This is a genomic window from Anabaena sp. WFMT, from assembly GCF_051781005.1.
In the GTDB taxonomy this organism is placed as follows: Bacteria; Cyanobacteriota; Cyanobacteriia; order Cyanobacteriales; family Nostocaceae; genus Anabaena.
Genome location: NZ_JBPWOA010000034.1, coordinates 75,081 through 93,732 on the forward strand (window position 1 = coordinate 75,081; position 18,652 = coordinate 93,732).

Here is an 18,652-nt window from a genome sequence, read left to right on the forward strand (position 1 = left end):
AGAAGGAAAAATCAAAAATAAACAAATTTTATTAAGGGAAAAGAATGACAGATTTACTTAATGGACGGGTTAAAAATTCGCTAATAAAAGACGTATCTGAACACAATAATTTAGAAATTGCAGTACCAAAAGATGTATTTAAACAAAATGATTTAGCAATTGAAGAACCAGTAGAAATAGTAAATAGAGATGATTGGTCTGATATAACTAAAGAATCTCTTGATAGTTTACCTCAAGTTTGGACAAGGGGATTACTATATTTTCTGGTGATATTTGTATCTATAGTTTTACCTTGGGCAATCTTATCTAAGGTAGATGAAACTGGTACTGCTAGAGGAAGAATTGAGCCTAAAGATAAAACAATTAAACTCGATGCTGCTGTGTCAGGTACTGTATCCGAAATTCGAGTAAAGGAAGGTGATACAGTTAAAGCCGGACAAACTTTATTGTTGTTAGAATCAGAATTAGTAAAATCAGAATTACATCAAGTACAGGATAAGTTAGAGGGACAACTAAACCGATTATCTCAATTAAATTCTTCCAAAAATCAGTTAGTTGTATCTTTAGCAACTCAACAACAACAAAATCAATCTCAACAATTAGAAAAACAAGCCCAAGTAGACCAAGCACAACAGAATATTATTGCATTAAATAATGCCTATGAATTACAGAAAGAAGAAAGATTTTCTCAAGTCAATCAAGCACGACAAACCCTTGAACATAGTCGAACTACTAGTAGACTAGTAGGGAGTAGTTTAAGAAGTACTCAACGCGAAGTAGAACGATATAGCAAGTTAAACAAAGAAGGTATTGTTCCCGAAATCAATGTTGTTGAAAAGCAAGATATAGCTAAAGATAAACAACAATTACATGAACAAACTAAATCAGATGTTAAACAAGCTGAGTTACGTGTAACAGAACAACTAAATAGTTACGAACGCAATCTTCGCCAAGCTAAAGCAGATATTGAACAGGCTAAGTTGCGACTTAAAGAACAGGAAAGAGGATATCAAAGTCTAGTACGTTCTGGTCAACTAGCCGTTTTAAGAATTCAGGAACAGCAGAAAAACTTAGATACAGAAATTACTTCTCTACAAGCGGAAATCGCTCAAAGTCAAAGCCAAATTGAATCAATAAAATTTCAATTAGGACAACGAGAATTAAAGGCTACTGCTAATGGGACATTGTTTCAGTTACCGATTCAAAAAGCTGGATCAGTTGTGCAGTTAGGGACAATGGTGGCAGAGATAGCACCTCAAAATTCGCCTTTAATAATTCGAGCGCAAATGGCAACTACTGAAAGTGGATTTTTGCGGATAGGATTGCCAGTTAAGATAAAATTTGATGCTTATCCTTTTCAAGATTATGGAATAGTTGCAGGAGAGTTAATTAAAATTTCACCAACTACCATAGAAATAGACACACCTAATGGCAAAGTCGCCGCTTACAATTTAGAAATTGCTCTCAAACAGAATTGTATTACCTCTGCGAATAAATGTATTTCCTTGCATCCAGGAGATACAGCAACGGCTGAGGTGATTGTGCGTCAACGCCGAATTATTGATTTTCTAATTGATCCGTTTAAGAAGTTACAGCAGGGAGGAGTGAAATTATAGCATCAGCATTCAGAAAGAGGTTTAAAAATTGACAACAAAGGTGTAAATTTACTAGGTTTTTGTTTAATTAATTTAAGGATAATCTCATGTCACCAGCTATCACTATTACTAAAGAAGATATTCTTCAGCAAATTCAGTTTTCCTGTAAAATTCCTGAAATAATTGAGCAGATTGTTACTCGTAAAGTGATTATATCTACTGCTGAAGAAGCTGGAATCCAAGTAGAGACAGAAGAACTGCAAAAAGCAGCAGACCAAATACGATTAAGCAACCAACTTAATAGTGCTGATGAGACATGGAAGTGGTTGGAAAAACATGGTTTATCTTTAGATAATTTTGAAGAAATTGTCTACACTAATCTTATTTCTAGTAAGTTAGTTACTCATTTGTTTGCTGATCAAGTTGAACCTTATTTTTTTGAAAATCAACTCGATTATGCAGGTGTGGTGATGTATGAGATTATTCTCAATGATGAAGACTTGGCACTAGAACTTTTCTATTCTATCAAAGAAGGTGAAATGAGTTTTTATGATGTTGCTCACAAATATATTCAAGATCAGGAGTTACGCCGAAAAGGGGGATATCTAGGAACAGTCAGTCGTAGAAAATTAAAGCCAGAAATTTCTGCTGCTGTGTTTACAGTTACTCCTCCCCAACTGCTCAAACCAATTTATACTTCTAAAGGAGTACATCTGATTTTGGTTGAGGAGATTATTCAACCGGAATTAAAGAATGTACTACGCTTGCAAATTATGTCAGATTTGTTTTCTGAATGGCTAAAGCAGCAAGTTGAGAATATTGAGGTTTTGACAAATCTTGAATCGAGTTGATTAATTTTTTCTGTCTTCACCTGAAAGTCAAACTGTATTACTTCTGCATAACAGCCTGTAACCAACCTTGGAAGAGAGATTCTAGGATTTGATCTCTAACTTCACCTAGTTCAGGATGGAACCATTTTTCAATTCGGAGAATGTGGTAGCCCAATTTTGTTTGCACTGGACTAATAATATCTCCTTCTTGACCAAGTGCGATCGCTTGCGAAATCTCTGCCATAAGTTCTGTAACAAAGCGAACACCAGCAAATCCGCCGTTTTCTTTCGACTGTTTACCCTTAGAATACTCTAGCGCCAAGGCACAGAAAGAAGCACCTCCCTCCCGAATTTCTTGGGTGATTTTCATAGCTGTTGCCAAGTCGTTAACAAGAATCTGAGACAAAGCCACACGTTTATAGTTATCACGGTTGGCAAGATAATGAGAATCAACTACCTGACCAAAAAGATGTTCTTTCAATTTCTGCGTCAGCAGTGATACTTGAATACCCTGTGACCAATCCTCCACACTAATTCGTTGTTGAGATAGCCATGCGAAAGTTTCAGAAGCCGCTAATAACTTATGTTCCTGACGAAAAGTATCTCCGGCCGCTTGCAATTCTTCTTCAGAAACTGCAATATTTAACTGCTCACAAACTGACAAAATTAGCGCATCCTGTTCAGCTAAATTAGCAATTTCAGCTAATTTATAAGAGTAGCGCAGATACGCAAGTATTTTCTCATCAGTTAATGGCAAAATTTCTGTCAATGATAGCTTTTCTAAAGTTTCTTGCATAGTCATATACAGCACTTTCTGATGTTATGAGGTATAGTTTTTCATTGCCTGTAAAGGCGGGATTTCCCCGTCCTCGATTGTATTACATTCGACCGAGAACCGCTGTAAATGTAGATGTTTAAGGACGATAAATTAAACGTTCTTGAGGAATATGTGGAACTTTGTGCGGAAAACGATGTAAATCACCATACAAATTCAGATAATCAAGTTCCTCCGGCGTTAAATTACCCTTTTCCAGGCTAGTAATTGCAGCATCAATTTCATTTCGGTATCGCATACCTGTCAAACAAACGTCCACACAATTTTGGCTTAATGAATAACGATATAAATCAGGTACAGAAGGTCGCCAACACCCATCTGCTAAACCAGAAGGAACTTCCCACAAAGCACCAGTATGAGAGCCTGTAGACTTAAATGTAACAATTCCTGGTCTTTGTAAATTGTGGAAATCTAGCTGATTAAAAATCTGATTTTGAGCAGAACGGTGAGCAGAGTTATGTCTGACCATTACCACGTCTAGTAATGAACTGTCTAACCATTGACTAGCCAGATTTATATCGTGAAAAGAAGCACCAATATAGCGAACCACACCCATTTTTTTCATTTGCTCGGAAATGCCAAATGTTCGTTCTAGAGTGCGTTGATAAACACTATTTGCTCCCTTCATATCTGGAGAAATATCTAGACAATTCTGAAAAACTAGATGATCATCTGCATCTATCCAACCCCAAAAAAAGATATCAATATAGTCAATTCCTAGCTCTCCAAATTGATCTAACAGCGCCGCAAGTGCCATTTCTGGTTTTTTTATATAAGTTACAGTTGCCAGAACAACTTTCTCTCTAACTGAAGAACCCCGCTGACACAGTTGACGAATTGCTCCCGACATTGAAGAGTAAATATAGTGGTGCAAATCGCTGGAATAGAAAAAGTAATTGATTCCTTTTTCAAAAGCGTAGAGTGTATCCTCACTAGAGATACCACCACCACCACCCAAGCCTAAACAACTCACTGTTAAATCAGTTTTTCCTAGTTTCCGGTAAAAAGAAAAATTAGATTTGTGAGATTCATTAATTATAGAAATAGTTTGATTTGATGGGAGTAACTGATTATCTACAATGTCTACTATTTTCATCAGATTAATCTTGCTGCTTCTATGCTAATAAATTTGGTTATATTAACCTCTTTCGCTATACATATTAAGAATGATGTGAGTGATCTCTAAATGCTTTATAGGAAAATAGAACGATAAAAATTAAAAGTGTCAGCCAAGCAAAAATCACTTTTATTAAGGGTATTCCTGACACATTCCAGTTTATTAAATTATAATTACCAATATTTTCCATTAATGCTAGAGATATACCAAGAGATATAAAAGAAATTGCTCCTGCATAATCAGCATAAAAAATAAAAGGAATTCCCACCATGATACTAAATATAGCTAAAGCAACTCCAATACTCATAATGTTATTCTCCGGTTTTGGTAATGCTAGTTGAAAAACAAAATGTCAATCAATTATGGTTGAATTTAATTTTGAGAAATTGTGACAGTGATAAACAACTGTCACATAGTTCTCATTTATTACTTAATTATTTTCAGGACTAGAAAATTGCTTGAAATAGATTCACACCAGCTTTAGTAATTGCATAAGTTGCAGCCGCAGTCATACTAACAGCTAGAACAGCTGTGACAACAGCTGGAGAAGCTCCACCTTGAGTAAAGTCTAACTCAGAATCAGTTAATTCGTTCAAGTAAGTTTCGTTATCAAAAAGTAGATCAGCGCCAGCTGGATTTAAGTCACGGATAGAAATTGCAGACATGATTTAGCTCCTAAATTTACTATGTGTTTAAGTTGATTAATTATTTAACTGCTTCAGCGATCGCACTAGCAGCACTTAGAACACCACCACCAACAAACCACCAGCTATTTACAGCTACTGTGTAAATAATAACGGGTGATAATCCACCATTAGTACCAGTCAATTCTTGCTCAGTTAAGTCATTCATGAAACTTTCAGAATCCATAAACAAATCAGAACCAGCAACACTCAAATTGGAAATGCTAATAACAGCCATTGTTTTAATCCTTAAAGTGAATTTAAACTTCAGACTGAGCTTTTATTTACTCATGTCTTTCAAGTATTAATTATTAGTTATTTTCTCAGGCTAATCAATAGGTAGAGATTATTTAAAATGACCTTAAATAAATTATTTATGTCCCATTAAATTGAAATCTTTAATTTAATTCACTAACCAAAAAATCAGTAAAAAGAATTATTATAAAACGACTATTTTGGTTGTCTAATTATGTAATTTATTTCGCAAAATTAATTGACACACCTTACTAATATGCCAGTTGCGTAATACCAATTTTATGTGAAGCTGCATATAATAATGACATCAATTGAATTATCCATTCTTATCTGTGTTTATCTGCGTTTATCTGCGGTCAATTATTCTTGATATCTTATTCTATGCAACTTCAGATCAATTTGCTATAAGTCCTGTTTTAGAGGATGTTAGAAAACTTTGTCGTGTGGTATGTAACACTTGTAGATCCCCCTAAATCCCCCTTAAAAAGGGGGACTTTAAGAAATTTAGCCCCCCTTAAAAAAGGGGGTTGGGGGGATCTCAATCAATTCTGATACTTTTCAAACATCCTCTTAGACAGATAATTTATAAGGGGGCATAAATATCTTCAGAATTAGCATTCAAATAGGTACGCTGCACATCAATTCCTAAAAGAGAAAAATGCCCTAAAATAAACTGCATCTTCACCTCTGGAGAATTATCACCTTGATACCAAGCTTCCAGCAAACCATTAGCAACAATTTGACAGCGATTCATGCCAAAACTTTCCTGAGCGACAAACTTTTGGTCTGGTTCTTCTGCTAACCCTAATCCTGGTGCAAGCTGCATAGTAAATAAGGGAACTTCTGTTTGAAAATGCAATTTATTTTCACTATATACAACCTGTAAAACTTCCTTAACTACTTCATAATCATTTTTATCAAAATATAAGACTCCTGAATCGTACCTTCCGTAGTCTTTGGGGTTATACAAAACTTTGAAGCTAAAAGAAATTGCTAACTCATTCAATCTCTTTGTCAGACTCCTCATTACTGCACTAGTACCTTCAGGAGTTAAATTGAAATATATACGTACAGTTACAGAGTTATTTTTGGCATTTTCAAGATGACTAAAACCCTGATTACTAACTGCCATATAAAAACCATTTTGTACTCGATTTTTGGGCATCCGAATTGCTACTATATCACCCAATACAGCAGCTTTTTCAGTAGTTTTAAGATGTTTATCCCGTTGAATATGTAGTCTCAAACCACCCTTATTTACTGCTAAACTACCATCAGTTTCTTCTCTAATCACAGACCAACCAGAGTCAAAATAGCCTTCTCCACAATTACTATCATGTAATTGCTCATAAAATCCCATATCTATTCCTAGAAAAGTATTATTTTCCAAATCTAGAGGAAAAGTATTTTCTTCTCTATCCATTGCTAAGGCACTTCGCATAGAACCGTTATAATAGATACCATAAAGAAAACTCCGCAGTTGCAAACTCAAATATTTCTGCTGCATTTCTGCTGGCATTTTCTGAAACCGCTCAACTGCCTCAATTGGTAATTCTAAGGGTTTATAATCTGAATGGCGAATTGAGAAATTAGATTTAATTTCAATTTTAGTAACAATATCTTGGAGTATATCTAGTAACTGCCCATTTAAAGTAGCTGTTGACTGTCGTGGATGAGAATTTAATAATTGCATAATAATTTAGTAGCAATAAAATGAATTAAACAATAGCAGAACTAAGGCGAATTAATTCAGCAGCAACAGTACCAAAAATAGTTGGTATTGACTGTTCAGGACGACATAATAATGATTTAGCAACTTGAAGCATAGCAATGCCAGTATTACCAAAAGATTTTTGATATTGAATCATTGCTTGAATTTGTTGAATCAAAACAAAACCAGTAAATTGAACTACTCGCGGTAAGAAATCAGGACGATTTTTGATAATTTCTGGAAAGGCGTGGAAATAAGCTTGAGTTAATGCACCAATAGAAGGTTGAAGTAGTTCTAAAGGTATTATTGCCAAGCGCAGAGATTCTTCAATACCGAGGGAATTACTGATAACTAAGCTACTTAGCCAGATTTGTACATAGCTGCTGATAATTGTCCCTAAATCAAAAGCGGGGTCTCCCCAAGCAGAACGTTCCCAGTCAATTAGTCGGACAATATTATGGCGAGAATGCTGCCAATCTTTGTGCAGAAGGATATTATTTAGCTTCAAATCTTTGTGGGTGAGACAAGCAGGTGTTACAGATTTACCCAATTGTGCGATCGCTTGCCCCAAGCTATCATAACGTTGATATAAGGCAAAAAACTTTAATCCATCATCAGGCACTAGACCGAAAATTTCTGGTTCAACCCGTTCCAATCCCTGAATCATCCGCGATATTTGGTCAGGAATTAAATTATCGGAACTGTGAGAGAAGAAATCCTGGTATTCTTGATGGTTGAAAGTATCACGATGAATATTCCCTAAAATAGTACCAAGTTGCGTAGCGATTTCTACAGGAAAATTCTGTTCCTTTGTATAGAAATCCATTAAATCTCGATAATCATCCAAATATCTAAAGACAATAATGGCATTCTCTGGGTCAAAATGCAGCACTTCTGGTAGAAACAGCCGATAGTTATCAAGGTCGGGAAATTTTTGTAAGAACTCTTGAATTCGCCACTCACCCAAAAATTCACCAGCCGCTTTTCCTTCCTGATTGTGTCGTTCTTGCTTAACTAACAGCTTATGACCATCGGCAAAAGTCAGTAATAAATTAAAATTCTTGGCTGTCAGTGGTTCTATATGACTTGGAGGTTGCTCAGATTCATTAAATAAACTCTGTGCTACTAAATAATCAAAAACATTATGTGAATTTAAAATAAATGTCATACGTCAATAATATTGAAACTCTTAATACATTGGCATTGAGACTAAAATATAGATTGACATTTAACAGCAACCAAAGCAACTACTACAACCTAATTTTTAGGGACATAATTATTTTACTATTGACACAAATAAAACCGTAAGTCACATCGCTTAATTCTAGAAATTACTATGATATTTTCTGAATTTATCAAAATTGGCTGACTAACATCCGCCAACTCTAGTTACTAATATAGTGGTTTGCAGATCAGTTAGATACAATTTTAACCCACATTCCGCACTTCAAAAAGTAGCATAAATAATGGCAGATATAAATAACTTTGACTAATTTTCTTAACTAAAGAATTTGTGATAAAAACTTCCGTGTTCTTTCTTCCTTCGGTTCAGTAAAAAATATATCAGGAGTCGCTTCTTCAACTAAAGAACCACTATCCATGAGAATTACTCTATCTGCAACTTCCCGCGCAAATCCCACTTCGTGAGTCACTACCACCATTGTCATTCCCTCACTAGCAAGATTTCTCATCACATCTAATACTTCTCTCACCATTTCTGGATCTAATGCTGAAGTCGGTTCATCAAATAGCATGATTTTAGGTTGCATAGCTAACGCACGCGCTATGGCTACCCGTTGCTGTTGTCCACCAGATAACTGTCCTGGATATTTATTTGCTTGTGCTAAAATTCCCACTCTTTCTAAAAGTTGCATTGCTAATTCTTCGGCTTTAGCTTTTGGTAATTTCCGCACCCAAATTGGTGCTAAGGTGATATTTTTTAAAACTGTTAAATGGGGAAATAAATTAAACTGCTGAAATACCATTCCCGTTTCTTTACGAATTTTTTCAATATTTCGCAAATCACGGCTGAGAGTAATTCCATCAATACTAATATTTCCCTGTTGATATTCTTCTAAGGCGTTAAATGTACGGATAAAAGTTGATTTACCTGAACCAGAAGGACCCATTAAAACAACAACTTCACCCCGATTGATTGTTAAACTCACTCCTTGAAGAACGTGGAATTTACCATACCATTTGTGAACATCTTCAGCAATAATAATCGGTGTTTGTTCTTCCATAAATTTCAACCTCAACTTAATAAGTTTTTTAAATTACGAATTACGAATTAGTTAACTGTTTTTCTAAGCGTCGAGAAGCTAAAGACATTGAGTAACAAAACACCCAATAAATTAAGCCAATAAATATATATACTTCCGCATATCTCCCCAAAAACTGCGGTTGTGCCAAAATAGAGCGAGCAATTCCGGTTAGTTCGACTAATCCCACTAAAGATAAAAGTGAAGTATCTTTAAATAAGCCAATAAACTGTCCGACAATTGCGGGAATAACAGCACGCAAGGCTTGAGGTAAGATAATTAATATTAATACTAAAGGTGTATTAAATCCTAGTGCTTTTGCTGCTTCGGTTTGTCCTCTGGGTATTGATTGCAGTCCACCACGCACATTTTCGGCCATATAAGCGGCACTAAATAGCACGAGTCCAGCTATTCCTCTGATTAAGCGATCTAAACGTAAATCTGTTGGTAAAAATAAGGGTAACATGACTTGAGCAATAAATAAAATTCCTATGAGTGGTAATCCTCTGACTATTTCAATATAGAGAATAGAAAACCAACGAATTATAAATAATTTACTTGTGCGTCCTAATGCTAACAAAACCCCAAGGGGAAAGGAAAGGACAATACTAATTACTGCCATTAATAGGGTCAGCAGCAAACCGTTCCACAAATTTGTAGATACAGATTGTAAGCCTAATCCTCCTCCTATGAGCCAGAGAATTAGAGGGAAAGATAATAACCATGTTGGTGCAAGAGCAGGAATAATAAATTTAGAAAATTTGCGTTTTATGATATTTTGCTTTTTAGTAAATACACTCCAAGTAATCCCGCTTAAAGCTATAATGATTCCTAGAACTATCCAAAGTCGCCAATATAAGCTTTGAGGAAATCTACCAACTAAAAATAAGGGTAAGTTAGCTTGAATAACTCGCCATTGTGCTTGAGTAATTACCCAAAATAGGAAGCTTTGAATTAGCCTAAATATCAATACTGAACAGAAAATTGTTAATAAGCTGTTATACCAGTTACTAAATAAATTTTGGCGTAACCAAGTAAGTTGAGTCATTGGAAAAATTTGTTGTTTATCTTTATTTATCGTCAGGATTCAGAAAACAAAATTCAGTATGAATCAGGGTTTTTGAGTTGAGCTTGATAATTTCCTAAAAAACTCGCTTTTCTATATTTTTGATTTAACAAACATTCTGACTCCTGATTCCTGAATTCTTAATTGTTATCTTTCTTTGATTTGCACAGAACGATTTAACAAATTCATCATGAAGGAGATGATTAAGCTGAGGGTGAGATAGGTAAGCATAATTAATAACATCACTTCTACGGCTTTGCCGGTTTGGTTAAATGTGGTAGAAGCAACAAAATAAATATCAGGATAGCCGATAGCGATCGCTAAACTAGAATTTTTTGTTAAATTCAAATACTGGCTGGTAAGTGGGGGAATGATTACCCGCAAGGCTTGGGGAATAACCACCAACCGCATGACTAAACCGGGTTTTAGTCCTAAAGACCGTCCTGCTTCCCATTGTCCCTTAGCTACTGATTGAATCCCACCTCTGACAATTTCGGCGATAAACGCACCTGTGTAAAACGTTAATCCCAGCAGCAAAGTTGAAAATTCTGGAGAAAAGCTAAATCCAGGAAGTTCTACCCCATTTTGACTTAGGTAAACTAACCCCCAGACCGAAAATTTATTTTCTGCTTTAGGAAAACCAAGGAAAACAGCAAAGTACCAAAAGAGCAATTGCAGTAATAATGGGGTATTCCGAAAAATCTCTACGTAAACTATACTGATATTTTTCACTAACCAATTATCAGACAAGCGAGCGATTCCCGCTGTTATCCCTACAATTGTTGTCAGCAAAATTCCCACCACTGCTACCCGCAAAGAGTTGATTAAACCTATCCATAAAGCACGGGTATAGGTATCAGTAGGTTTATAACTAAGAGGAGTTTCGCCAATATCAAAAGATGCCTGTTGCTGAAGAAAATTAAAACCGAATTTAATACCTAATTGCTGTAAATTCCGGTTGAGATTCATCCCCAAAATAGCAACTATTGCGATCGCTAAAATTACAGCTATACATTGCGCTGCAATTTGCCAAAAGCGGTAATCACGCCATATCGGTGGTTTTGTATTAGTCATTGCTCCCCTTCGACTACGCTCAGGGCAAGCCTGCTCCCCTGCCTCCAGTCCCGATTACCGGAATGGGGGAGAATAGAGTAAACCCCCTTTTGTCCAAAGTTGATTTTGACCACGGGGGAGATTAAGCTTTGTTTGTGTACCCAGATTGCGATCGTAAATTTCACTGTAGTTACCGACGTGTTTGACTATCTTCGCTGCGAAGTCATTTGTTAAGCCAAGTCCTTCACCCAAGTTGCCTTCTGTTCCTAAAAAACGCTTGATTTCTGGATCATTACTGGTAGCAAATTGAGCTACATTCTGAGAATTAATCCCCAATTCATCAGCTTTAATGAGGGAATAAACCGCCCATTTAACTACATCACTCCATTGAGTATCACCTTTAGCGACTGCTGGGGCGAGAGGTTCTGAGGAAAGTAACTCATCGAGAATTACATTATCTTCCGGTTTGGGTAAAGTCGTGCGTCGAGAAACCAAAGCCGAACGATCAGCCGTCACACCATCACAGCGTCCTTCGGCATAAGTTGCAAAGGTAATATTAACGTCTTCAAAAACAACAGGTTTGTAGGTAATACCCCGTTTCCGCATTTGATCAGCCAGATTCTGTTCGGTAGTTGTACCAGTTTGAGCGCAAATCGCTTTGTTTTTCAGGTCTGCTAGGGACTTGATCCCGCTATTTTTGCGAACCATAATCGCTTGACCATCGAAAAATACTACAGGCGCAAAATCCAAACCAACTGAAGTATCACGGCTGAGTGTCCAGCTAGTATTGCGGCTGAGGACATCTATTTCCCCAGTTTGCAAGGCTGTAAATCTTTCTTTAGCGTTCAGGTTGCGAAATTCTACCGCATCTGGATTATCAAACAAAGCTGCTGCCACAGCACGACAAATATCTACGTCAATACCGCTATATTTACCGTCAGTTCCCACAAAGCTGAATCCTGGTAATTCACCACTAACACCACAAATTAGCTTGCTACGGCTTTTAACTGTATTTCCAATATTCCGAGTCACCTGCGTTCCTGGATTATTGGCTGTATTGCCTGTTGTGCCTGACTCACCACCACAAGCACCGAGGGCGAAAATTAAAAAAGGAGCGATCGCTAATATGAAAGCCGATTTACGCATAAATTTTCCAGATATTCAAGGTATTCAAGCTGAATGTATTGAGCAATAACGTATAAATTATTCTCATAATAGTACAAATAATCATTTTTATACTAGCAATAGATAATAATATTTATTCACGACAATTTGGAATGCTTTGCTATTGATATATGTCGCTAACAATTTAGATTTTAGAATCTTGAAAGCAAAACCTTGTCCGATTATTTATCGAACAGAATTCAGGAGTCAGAAGTCAGAATTCAGAATGAATTTTTTCCGACTGGCGCATGAATAAACGGGTTTAAAATCCCCACCAAATTGAAAATTTAGTGGTCTACCCTTCGGGAACGCCAAGGGCGAACAATCATTGGCGGGTCTGTAGCTTCCTTCCCGCAGGGTATCCTCCACTGATTGCATTCTGACGGATGTATTCTAACTTCTGAATTCTTATTCAAAATTCTTTGATATCCAGAAATCCTGTCAAGATATGAAGATAAAAACGAGGAATTTATTGTATTGAATAAAAATAATAAGCAAATAAAGTGATATATTTTAGCTATTGAGATTGGTTAATGCACCATTATTAATTAACCAATCTCAAACATGAGCTTACCAGAAATTCGGTACTCATTTTCACTTTTTTAGCTCTTTTTGTGGAATCTGAATAAATTCTACACGATCAAAAAAAAGAAGCTGCACCAATCTAAATCAAGACCCATAGCAGGTTAAACTAGGTCTGGTAACAGCCGCTCCACCGTTCCTTATGAGGCTTTTATGGGAGCTAATCTGAAACAGATAGCCAATTATTTAGACAATCTTGGCTGGGAATACCGTTGTGATGATGATGAAGACAGAATTATTACAGGTGTAGAAGCTGATAACTTAGAAGACTTTCTGATTGTTGTTCAGTTAGATGAGGAGGGAAAATTTTTCCGAGTCTTTGCGCCTCAAGTTCTAGCCGGAGTGAAAGAGCATCCTCACAAAGCATCTATTCTCCAGACAATGCTGGCCATTTCTTGGGAAACCAAAATGCTGCAATGGGAGTACGATCCATCCGATGGCGAAATCCGCGCCATTATTGAGTTTCCCCTAGAAGACTCAATTCTGACAGAAAAACAATTTAACCGTTGTCTCAGTGGATTAATTCAGGTTGTGGATAATATCGCCTTACCCCGACTCCAACAGGTGATGGCAACCGGTGAAGATCCTGGTAATATAGAACTTGGAGAAAGACTGTTACTTAGTATTCAGGAAGAAGCCCCAGGACTACTTGATCTGCTGGAAAAGGCTATGGCAGCTCGGAAAAAGCGGGGCAGTTTTCCAAATGAGTGAAGCGGATAATCACTGAAAATAGCTATACTCCAAAGTGATACCCTCACTATAATACTGAAATTTTTAAGGTTGGATTTTTATGACATCCTATACAACTTCCTCTGCCAAAGCGGAAATGAGTGAACTCCGGCGCTTGAAAAGCTTACTACCACCAGAATTGCAAAGTTGGGTAACGGTTGAAGGCACAACTGAGGTCAATCCACCCCTGGTTCGTTGCGAAGAAATTGGGAAAGACCAGGTAGAAATTCAAATTGACTTGGTGAAATGGGATGCTTTAGCAATGGATCAGCGTAATCTGCTGTTCTGGCACGAAGTTGCTCGTGTTCAAAATGACACAATTCCCAAAGATGGTTGGGAAATGGCAGCATTGGCAATTGGTTTAGGTGGTGCTGTCGGTGAATTATGGGTGCAGGATGGATTACTGCTAGTTTTAGCTTTAGCACTTTGTGGCGTATCCGGTTGGCGACTATATCAAAAAAATAATGGGGATAAGCAAATTAAAGAAATACTCGATGCAGACGAGAAAGCGATCGCACTGGCAACTCGCTTTGGATATAGTCTCCCCAACGCCTACAAGAGTTTAGGTAGCGCCTTAAAAACTTTAGTTGAAAACACTCCCAACAAGCGCCAGCGTTCTCGCTACGAAGCCAGACTTTCCGCCCTCAAACGCAGCGCCAACAAAGCCAAAGCCAAATCTAAAACTATGGATGAAGGCGGAATGTAAGACTAAGTGCTGAGTACCGAGTACCGAGTACCGAGTACCGAGTATTGAGTATTGAGTATTGAGTATTGAGTAAGAATTTTCTCTCCCTGCTCCCCTTCGACTCCGCTCAGGGCAAGCCTGCCTCCTGCCTCCTACATCTGCTTCAGCATTTTGTGAGTTTGGGGGATCACCCGCACTTGTTTAACAAATTGCTTCATCAAAGCTTGCCATTCTAAAACCTGGTCTGGGGAAGGTGCCAAAACTGGTACTTGACTGAATTGTTCAGAATCTGCCAAAGGTGTAACAGGTTGCAGAAATATAGGGATATCCTGATGTACTCCCCCGACTAACATCCCAGAACGTTTCAATTCGCCAGGATCTGTCCTTTGAGAGACAATTATCTTGACAAAAACCTCTAAATTTGCATCAAAGCAGAGTTGGAGAAATTTTTCGTGTTCTGTCCAATGAGTTTCGCCACTAACACTGGGCAGTTTTAAATCCATACCCACAGAATCAAGATAGGGGAGAATCATGGCTAATTGTTCTGGCCTATGCCCTCCAGTTTCCAGGTATATGGGTAAATTGGTGAGCGATCGCACTTCCGGGAGAAATTGTTCTAAAAAAGGGGCATGAAGAAGTGGTTCGCCTCCCGTTAAGCTGATGCTATCGTGTAAAGAAGGCAAGTTTTGCCTTTCCACCCATTGGAGCAAAATGGGCAAGGGAACAGGATTAGAGTGCATTTCAAAGTCTCTTAATCCAGGTGAACGCTCTATCTTACATACAGAAGGTGCATCCCATGTCTGGGCGCTATCGCAGAAGTGACAACGCAAGTCACAAAGACCAAAGCGAATAAAAATCTGACGTGTCCCGACATTCAGTCCTTCCCCTTGAATAGCAGAGAAAACTTCAACCAGGCGTGCGGTAGGTTTGACTATAGTTTTAGCAATCATGAGATGATAGATAGCAGTGCGAAATCGCACCTAGTCGTCACAGCAGCAAGTATGTTTTTAGCTTCTTGTTCTATTGTGAACTCTAGCACGCGATTTCTAAGCTCTCCGCTAAAAACTAGCCACTTGTCCTTAATCCTACTTTTTCAAAATTAGGTTAATTAATTTTCTAGGACAAAATTTATGTTTGGCAGATTAGATTTAGATGGCAACTAAAGTGCATAGCTTCATGAGTAGCCAACCCACAGAGGCAGATTTCCCAGTTACTTACCTTCAAGACACAGCAATCGTGCAAATGTCGATGCGTTTGAGCGTGCTTGAGGCTGTCAGCTTAAAGCAAACCTGCCGAAACTTAATGCAAGCTGATTCCCATCCCCAGCAAGTTGTCCTCGACTTCCAAAATACTATTTTTATGGATAGTAGCGGTTTAGGGGCTTTGGTAAGTAATTATAAATATGCCCAAGAACAAGGGATTTCATTCGTACTTCGTAATGTAACCCCCCAAGTGATGGCAGTGCTGAATCTGACAGGATTAGATCAGGTATTTTCTATTGAGTCTGTGAACAGCAGCAAACCAATAGAATCTAGTCACCCTGGAGATAGTCGGAAAGACGTTGCTCGGAAAGTAGATCCGCTACCTCAGACTCATCCTTCTGTCACTTCTTGGATGAAAAGACTGATTGACATAGTGGGATCATTGACAGGTTTAGTAATTACAGCGGTTTTATTCATTCCCATTGCGATCGCAATTCAAGTCAATGATCCCGGCCCCATTTTCTTCCGTCAAATCCGTTGCGGTTGGATGGGGAAGCGTTTTGATATTTGGAAATTCCGCTCAATGTGCGTGGATGCCGAAGCTAAGAAAGATCAAGTCAAAAATCAAGTAGAAGGCGCTTTCTTTAAAAATGATAACGATCCCCGCATTACTCGCGTAGGTCGCTTTTTGCGCCGCACAAGTCTAGATGAATTACCACAATTCTGGAACGTCCTCAAAGGTGAAATGAGCTTAGTCGGTACCAGACCACCTACCCCAGATGAAGTAGAACGCTACGAAGTCCCAGAGTGGCAACGTTTTGATGTCAAACCAGGAATGACCGGCGAATGGCAAGTCAACGGACGCTCGACAGTACGCAGTTTTGAGGATGTCATTCGCCTGGATTTACAGTATCAAAAAAATTGGACTTTCGTTTACGATTTAAGGCTGATTTTCAAAACTATAGCCATATTGTTTAACAAAAACAGTGGGGCTGTTTAGCCAAACCCGCAAACTGAATTTTTTTTGATATGTAATCTACTGCTAAAACTACCAAATTTAATTTCTGAATTTACCCAAGCCCAAAGCGGTTCTGGGTAAATTTAGCTGTTATTGATGGAGAGAGGAAATTCTGACTCTTGAATTCTGCTGTAGTTGACAAAAAGTACACCAGAGCGAGAATATTAGGTACACAGCAAATACATTTTTTCCATAAAAAAATTTTAAAAGTATTAATAACTACATTTTTATAGGTTGTAAAAGCTCAAAAATACAAAGTCTCAAATAGACTTCATGGAACATTTGCATCAAAAACTACATCTTCTTTAAGAAGCTAATATCAAAATTTACATAATCTTCAACGAAAATTTACTGGCAAATAATATGTATAAAGAGATAATAAATTTATACAGGTGTCTCTATGCTCCACAGTGACTTTAAAAACAAATACTGATTGTCGTTCAACAAAAAACCAGGAAACTCCGGCTAATTTTTTATGCGGATTTTAATTTACTCCTACAATTACCACCCAGAGCCTATTGGTATAGCCCCCCTAATGACTGAATTAGCAGAGGGACTGGTCAAACGTGGACATCAAGTACGCGTAGTTACAGCTATGCCCAATTACCCGGAACGTCAAATTTATCCAGACTATCGGGGTAAATTGTATTTAAACGAACAAAAGGAAGGAGTGGATATCCAACGTAGTTATGTTTGGATTCGTCCCCAACCAAACCTGTTAGATCGAGTGATGCTAGATGCTAGTTTTGTGATTACCAGTTTTTTACCGGCTATCATGGGCTGGCGACCGGATGTAATTATTACTACATCACCATCTTTGCCAGTGTGCGTACCTGCTGCACTTTTAGGATGGTTACGCGGTTGTCCTGTAATCTTAAATTTACAAGATATATTACCTGAAGCAGCTATCCACGTCGGTCTGCTGAAAAACAAATTGCTGATTAAAATATTTACAGCATTAGAAAAATTTGCCTATTCATCTGCCAGTAAAATTAGTGTAATTGCTGATGGGTTTGTAGAAAACTTACTTTCTAAAAATGTAGCAGCTGAAAAAATAGTCCAAATTCCTAATTGGGTTGATGTAAACTTCATCCGTCCATTACCACGAGAAGATAGCCCTTTCCGTGCTACACATAACCTGAATGGTAAATTTGTGGCTTTATATTCTGGCAACATTGCCTTAACACAAGGCTTAGAGACAGTGATTAAAGCTGCTGCAAAACTACGTGATATTCCAGAAATTGCTTTCGTGGTTGTCGGTGAGGCCAAAGGCTTGCAGCGGTTGCAACAGCAGTGTCTCGACTGGGGCGCAGATAACGTTTTATTATTACCTTTTCAAGCCCGAAAAGATCTGCCGCAAATGTTAGCAGCAGCAGATGTAGGTTTGGTAGTGCAGAAGAAAAATGTGATTTCCTTCAATATGCCATCAAAAATCCAAGTTTTACTTGCCAGTGGCAGAGCCTTAGTGGGATCTGTACCGGATAATGGTACGGCAGCGAGAGCAATTAAACAAAGCGGTGGTGGAGTGATTGTGCCTCCAGAAGATCCCCAAGCCTTAGCAACGGCAATTTTAGACTTGTACCAAACTCCGGAAAAGGTAAAAACCCTTGGTTACAACAGTCGTCAATACGCTATTGAGCAATATGCCTTTGAGCAAGCTTTAAATCAGTATGAAACATTGTGTTACTCATTGACAGCCGCACCTAAAGCAATTCAGCCCATAGTTGTCACTAAACCAGAAACTTAATAGGTTTTATGAGTATCAATGCATTTATTTCAAGATAAGCAAGTTTGTACAGATGGAACTTAGCAATTTATGTTTTGCCTAGATCCAGCGTGCTGCTAATTGTTAAGCAAGCCCCATAA

At 37.8% G+C, this 18,652-nt stretch carries 18 protein-coding genes; 6 read left to right on the forward strand and 12 right to left on the reverse strand.

Features of this window, described 5'->3' with window-relative positions; all coding sequences use genetic code 11:
* The first annotated feature begins 44 nt into the window (after positions 1 to 44).
* A complete protein-coding gene (locus ACSQ6I_RS22845; RefSeq protein WP_438892553.1) occupies positions 45 to 1,616 on the forward strand; it encodes an HlyD family efflux transporter periplasmic adaptor subunit in 1,572 nt (523 codons plus the stop codon).
* An 86-nt stretch (positions 1,617 to 1,702) separates the two neighbouring features.
* A complete protein-coding gene (locus tag ACSQ6I_RS22850; RefSeq protein WP_438892554.1) occupies positions 1,703 to 2,446 on the forward strand; it encodes a foldase protein PrsA in 744 nt (247 codons plus the stop codon).
* 37 nt (positions 2,447 to 2,483) lie between these two features.
* On the opposite strand, the gene ACSQ6I_RS22855 is transcribed toward ACSQ6I_RS22850, so the two are convergent.
* The 11 genes from ACSQ6I_RS22855 to ACSQ6I_RS22905 all read right to left on the reverse strand — a co-directional run bounded on the left by ACSQ6I_RS22855 (position 2,484) and on the right by ACSQ6I_RS22905 (position 12,552).
* Positions 2,484 to 3,221 (reverse strand): peptidylprolyl isomerase, encoded by a 738-nt coding sequence (locus tag ACSQ6I_RS22855; RefSeq protein ID WP_438892640.1) that lies wholly within the window; start codon positions 3,219 to 3,221, stop codon positions 2,484 to 2,486.
* Between the two features lie 118 nt (positions 3,222 to 3,339).
* Complete coding sequence (locus tag ACSQ6I_RS22860; protein WP_438892555.1) at positions 3,340 to 4,356, reverse strand: aldo/keto reductase; 1,017 nt, start codon at positions 4,354 to 4,356, stop codon at positions 3,340 to 3,342.
* A gap of 64 nt (positions 4,357 to 4,420) precedes the next feature.
* Positions 4,421 to 4,684: a hypothetical protein gene (locus ACSQ6I_RS22865; protein WP_438892556.1), complete on the reverse strand. Its 264-nt coding sequence runs from the start codon at positions 4,682 to 4,684 to the stop codon at positions 4,421 to 4,423.
* A gap of 139 nt (positions 4,685 to 4,823) precedes the next feature.
* Positions 4,824 to 5,042: a hypothetical protein gene (locus ACSQ6I_RS22870; RefSeq protein WP_438892557.1), complete on the reverse strand. Its 219-nt coding sequence runs from the start codon at positions 5,040 to 5,042 to the stop codon at positions 4,824 to 4,826.
* A 40-nt stretch (positions 5,043 to 5,082) separates the two neighbouring features.
* Positions 5,083 to 5,298 (reverse strand): hypothetical protein, encoded by a 216-nt coding sequence (locus ACSQ6I_RS22875; RefSeq protein ID WP_438892558.1) that lies wholly within the window; start codon positions 5,296 to 5,298, stop codon positions 5,083 to 5,085.
* Positions 5,299 to 5,898: 600 nt separating this feature from the next.
* Positions 5,899 to 7,008 carry a T3SS effector HopA1 family protein gene (locus ACSQ6I_RS22880; protein WP_438892559.1) on the reverse strand — a complete coding sequence of 370 codons (1,110 nt, stop codon included), beginning with the start codon at positions 7,006 to 7,008 and terminating at the stop codon, positions 5,899 to 5,901.
* A gap of 25 nt (positions 7,009 to 7,033) precedes the next feature.
* Complete coding sequence (locus ACSQ6I_RS22885) at positions 7,034 to 8,194, reverse strand: phosphotransferase family protein (protein WP_438892560.1); 1,161 nt, start codon at positions 8,192 to 8,194, stop codon at positions 7,034 to 7,036.
* A gap of 334 nt (positions 8,195 to 8,528) precedes the next feature.
* Positions 8,529 to 9,269 carry an amino acid ABC transporter ATP-binding protein gene (locus ACSQ6I_RS22890; RefSeq protein ID WP_438892561.1) on the reverse strand — a complete coding sequence of 247 codons (741 nt, stop codon included), beginning with the start codon at positions 9,267 to 9,269 and terminating at the stop codon, positions 8,529 to 8,531.
* 40 nt (positions 9,270 to 9,309) lie between these two features.
* Positions 9,310 to 10,335: an amino acid ABC transporter permease gene (locus tag ACSQ6I_RS22895; protein WP_438892562.1), complete on the reverse strand. Its 1,026-nt coding sequence runs from the start codon at positions 10,333 to 10,335 to the stop codon at positions 9,310 to 9,312.
* 165 nt (positions 10,336 to 10,500) lie between these two features.
* Positions 10,501 to 11,427 (reverse strand): amino acid ABC transporter permease, encoded by a 927-nt coding sequence (locus ACSQ6I_RS22900; protein ID WP_438892563.1) that lies wholly within the window; start codon positions 11,425 to 11,427, stop codon positions 10,501 to 10,503.
* A gap of 54 nt (positions 11,428 to 11,481) precedes the next feature.
* Positions 11,482 to 12,552, reverse strand: a complete 1,071-nt coding sequence (locus ACSQ6I_RS22905) for an amino acid ABC transporter substrate-binding protein (RefSeq protein ID WP_438892564.1) — start codon at positions 12,550 to 12,552, stop codon at positions 11,482 to 11,484.
* Between the two features lie 753 nt (positions 12,553 to 13,305).
* On the opposite strand from ACSQ6I_RS22905, the gene ACSQ6I_RS22910 reads away from it, so the two are divergent.
* Both ACSQ6I_RS22910 and ACSQ6I_RS22915 read left to right on the forward strand, forming a co-directional pair.
* Positions 13,306 to 13,863: a hypothetical protein gene (locus ACSQ6I_RS22910; protein WP_438892565.1), complete on the forward strand. Its 558-nt coding sequence runs from the start codon at positions 13,306 to 13,308 to the stop codon at positions 13,861 to 13,863.
* 79 nt (positions 13,864 to 13,942) lie between these two features.
* Positions 13,943 to 14,587 carry a DUF3318 domain-containing protein gene (locus ACSQ6I_RS22915; RefSeq protein WP_438892566.1) on the forward strand — a complete coding sequence of 215 codons (645 nt, stop codon included), beginning with the start codon at positions 13,943 to 13,945 and terminating at the stop codon, positions 14,585 to 14,587.
* Positions 14,588 to 14,718: 131 nt separating this feature from the next.
* On the opposite strand, the gene ACSQ6I_RS22920 is transcribed toward ACSQ6I_RS22915, so the two are convergent.
* Positions 14,719 to 15,516 (reverse strand): 7-carboxy-7-deazaguanine synthase QueE, encoded by a 798-nt coding sequence (locus tag ACSQ6I_RS22920; protein WP_438892641.1) that lies wholly within the window; start codon positions 15,514 to 15,516, stop codon positions 14,719 to 14,721.
* Positions 15,517 to 15,718: 202 nt separating this feature from the next.
* On the opposite strand from ACSQ6I_RS22920, the gene ACSQ6I_RS22925 reads away from it, so the two are divergent.
* Together ACSQ6I_RS22925 and ACSQ6I_RS22930 are read left to right on the forward strand one after the other, a co-directional pair.
* Positions 15,719 to 16,768 carry an anti-sigma factor antagonist gene (locus tag ACSQ6I_RS22925; RefSeq protein WP_438892567.1) on the forward strand — a complete coding sequence of 350 codons (1,050 nt, stop codon included), beginning with the start codon at positions 15,719 to 15,721 and terminating at the stop codon, positions 16,766 to 16,768.
* Positions 16,769 to 17,261: 493 nt separating this feature from the next.
* Positions 17,262 to 18,533 (forward strand): glycosyltransferase family 4 protein, encoded by a 1,272-nt coding sequence (locus ACSQ6I_RS22930; RefSeq protein ID WP_438892568.1) that lies wholly within the window; start codon positions 17,262 to 17,264, stop codon positions 18,531 to 18,533.
* Positions 18,534 to 18,652: the final 119 nt, after the last annotated feature.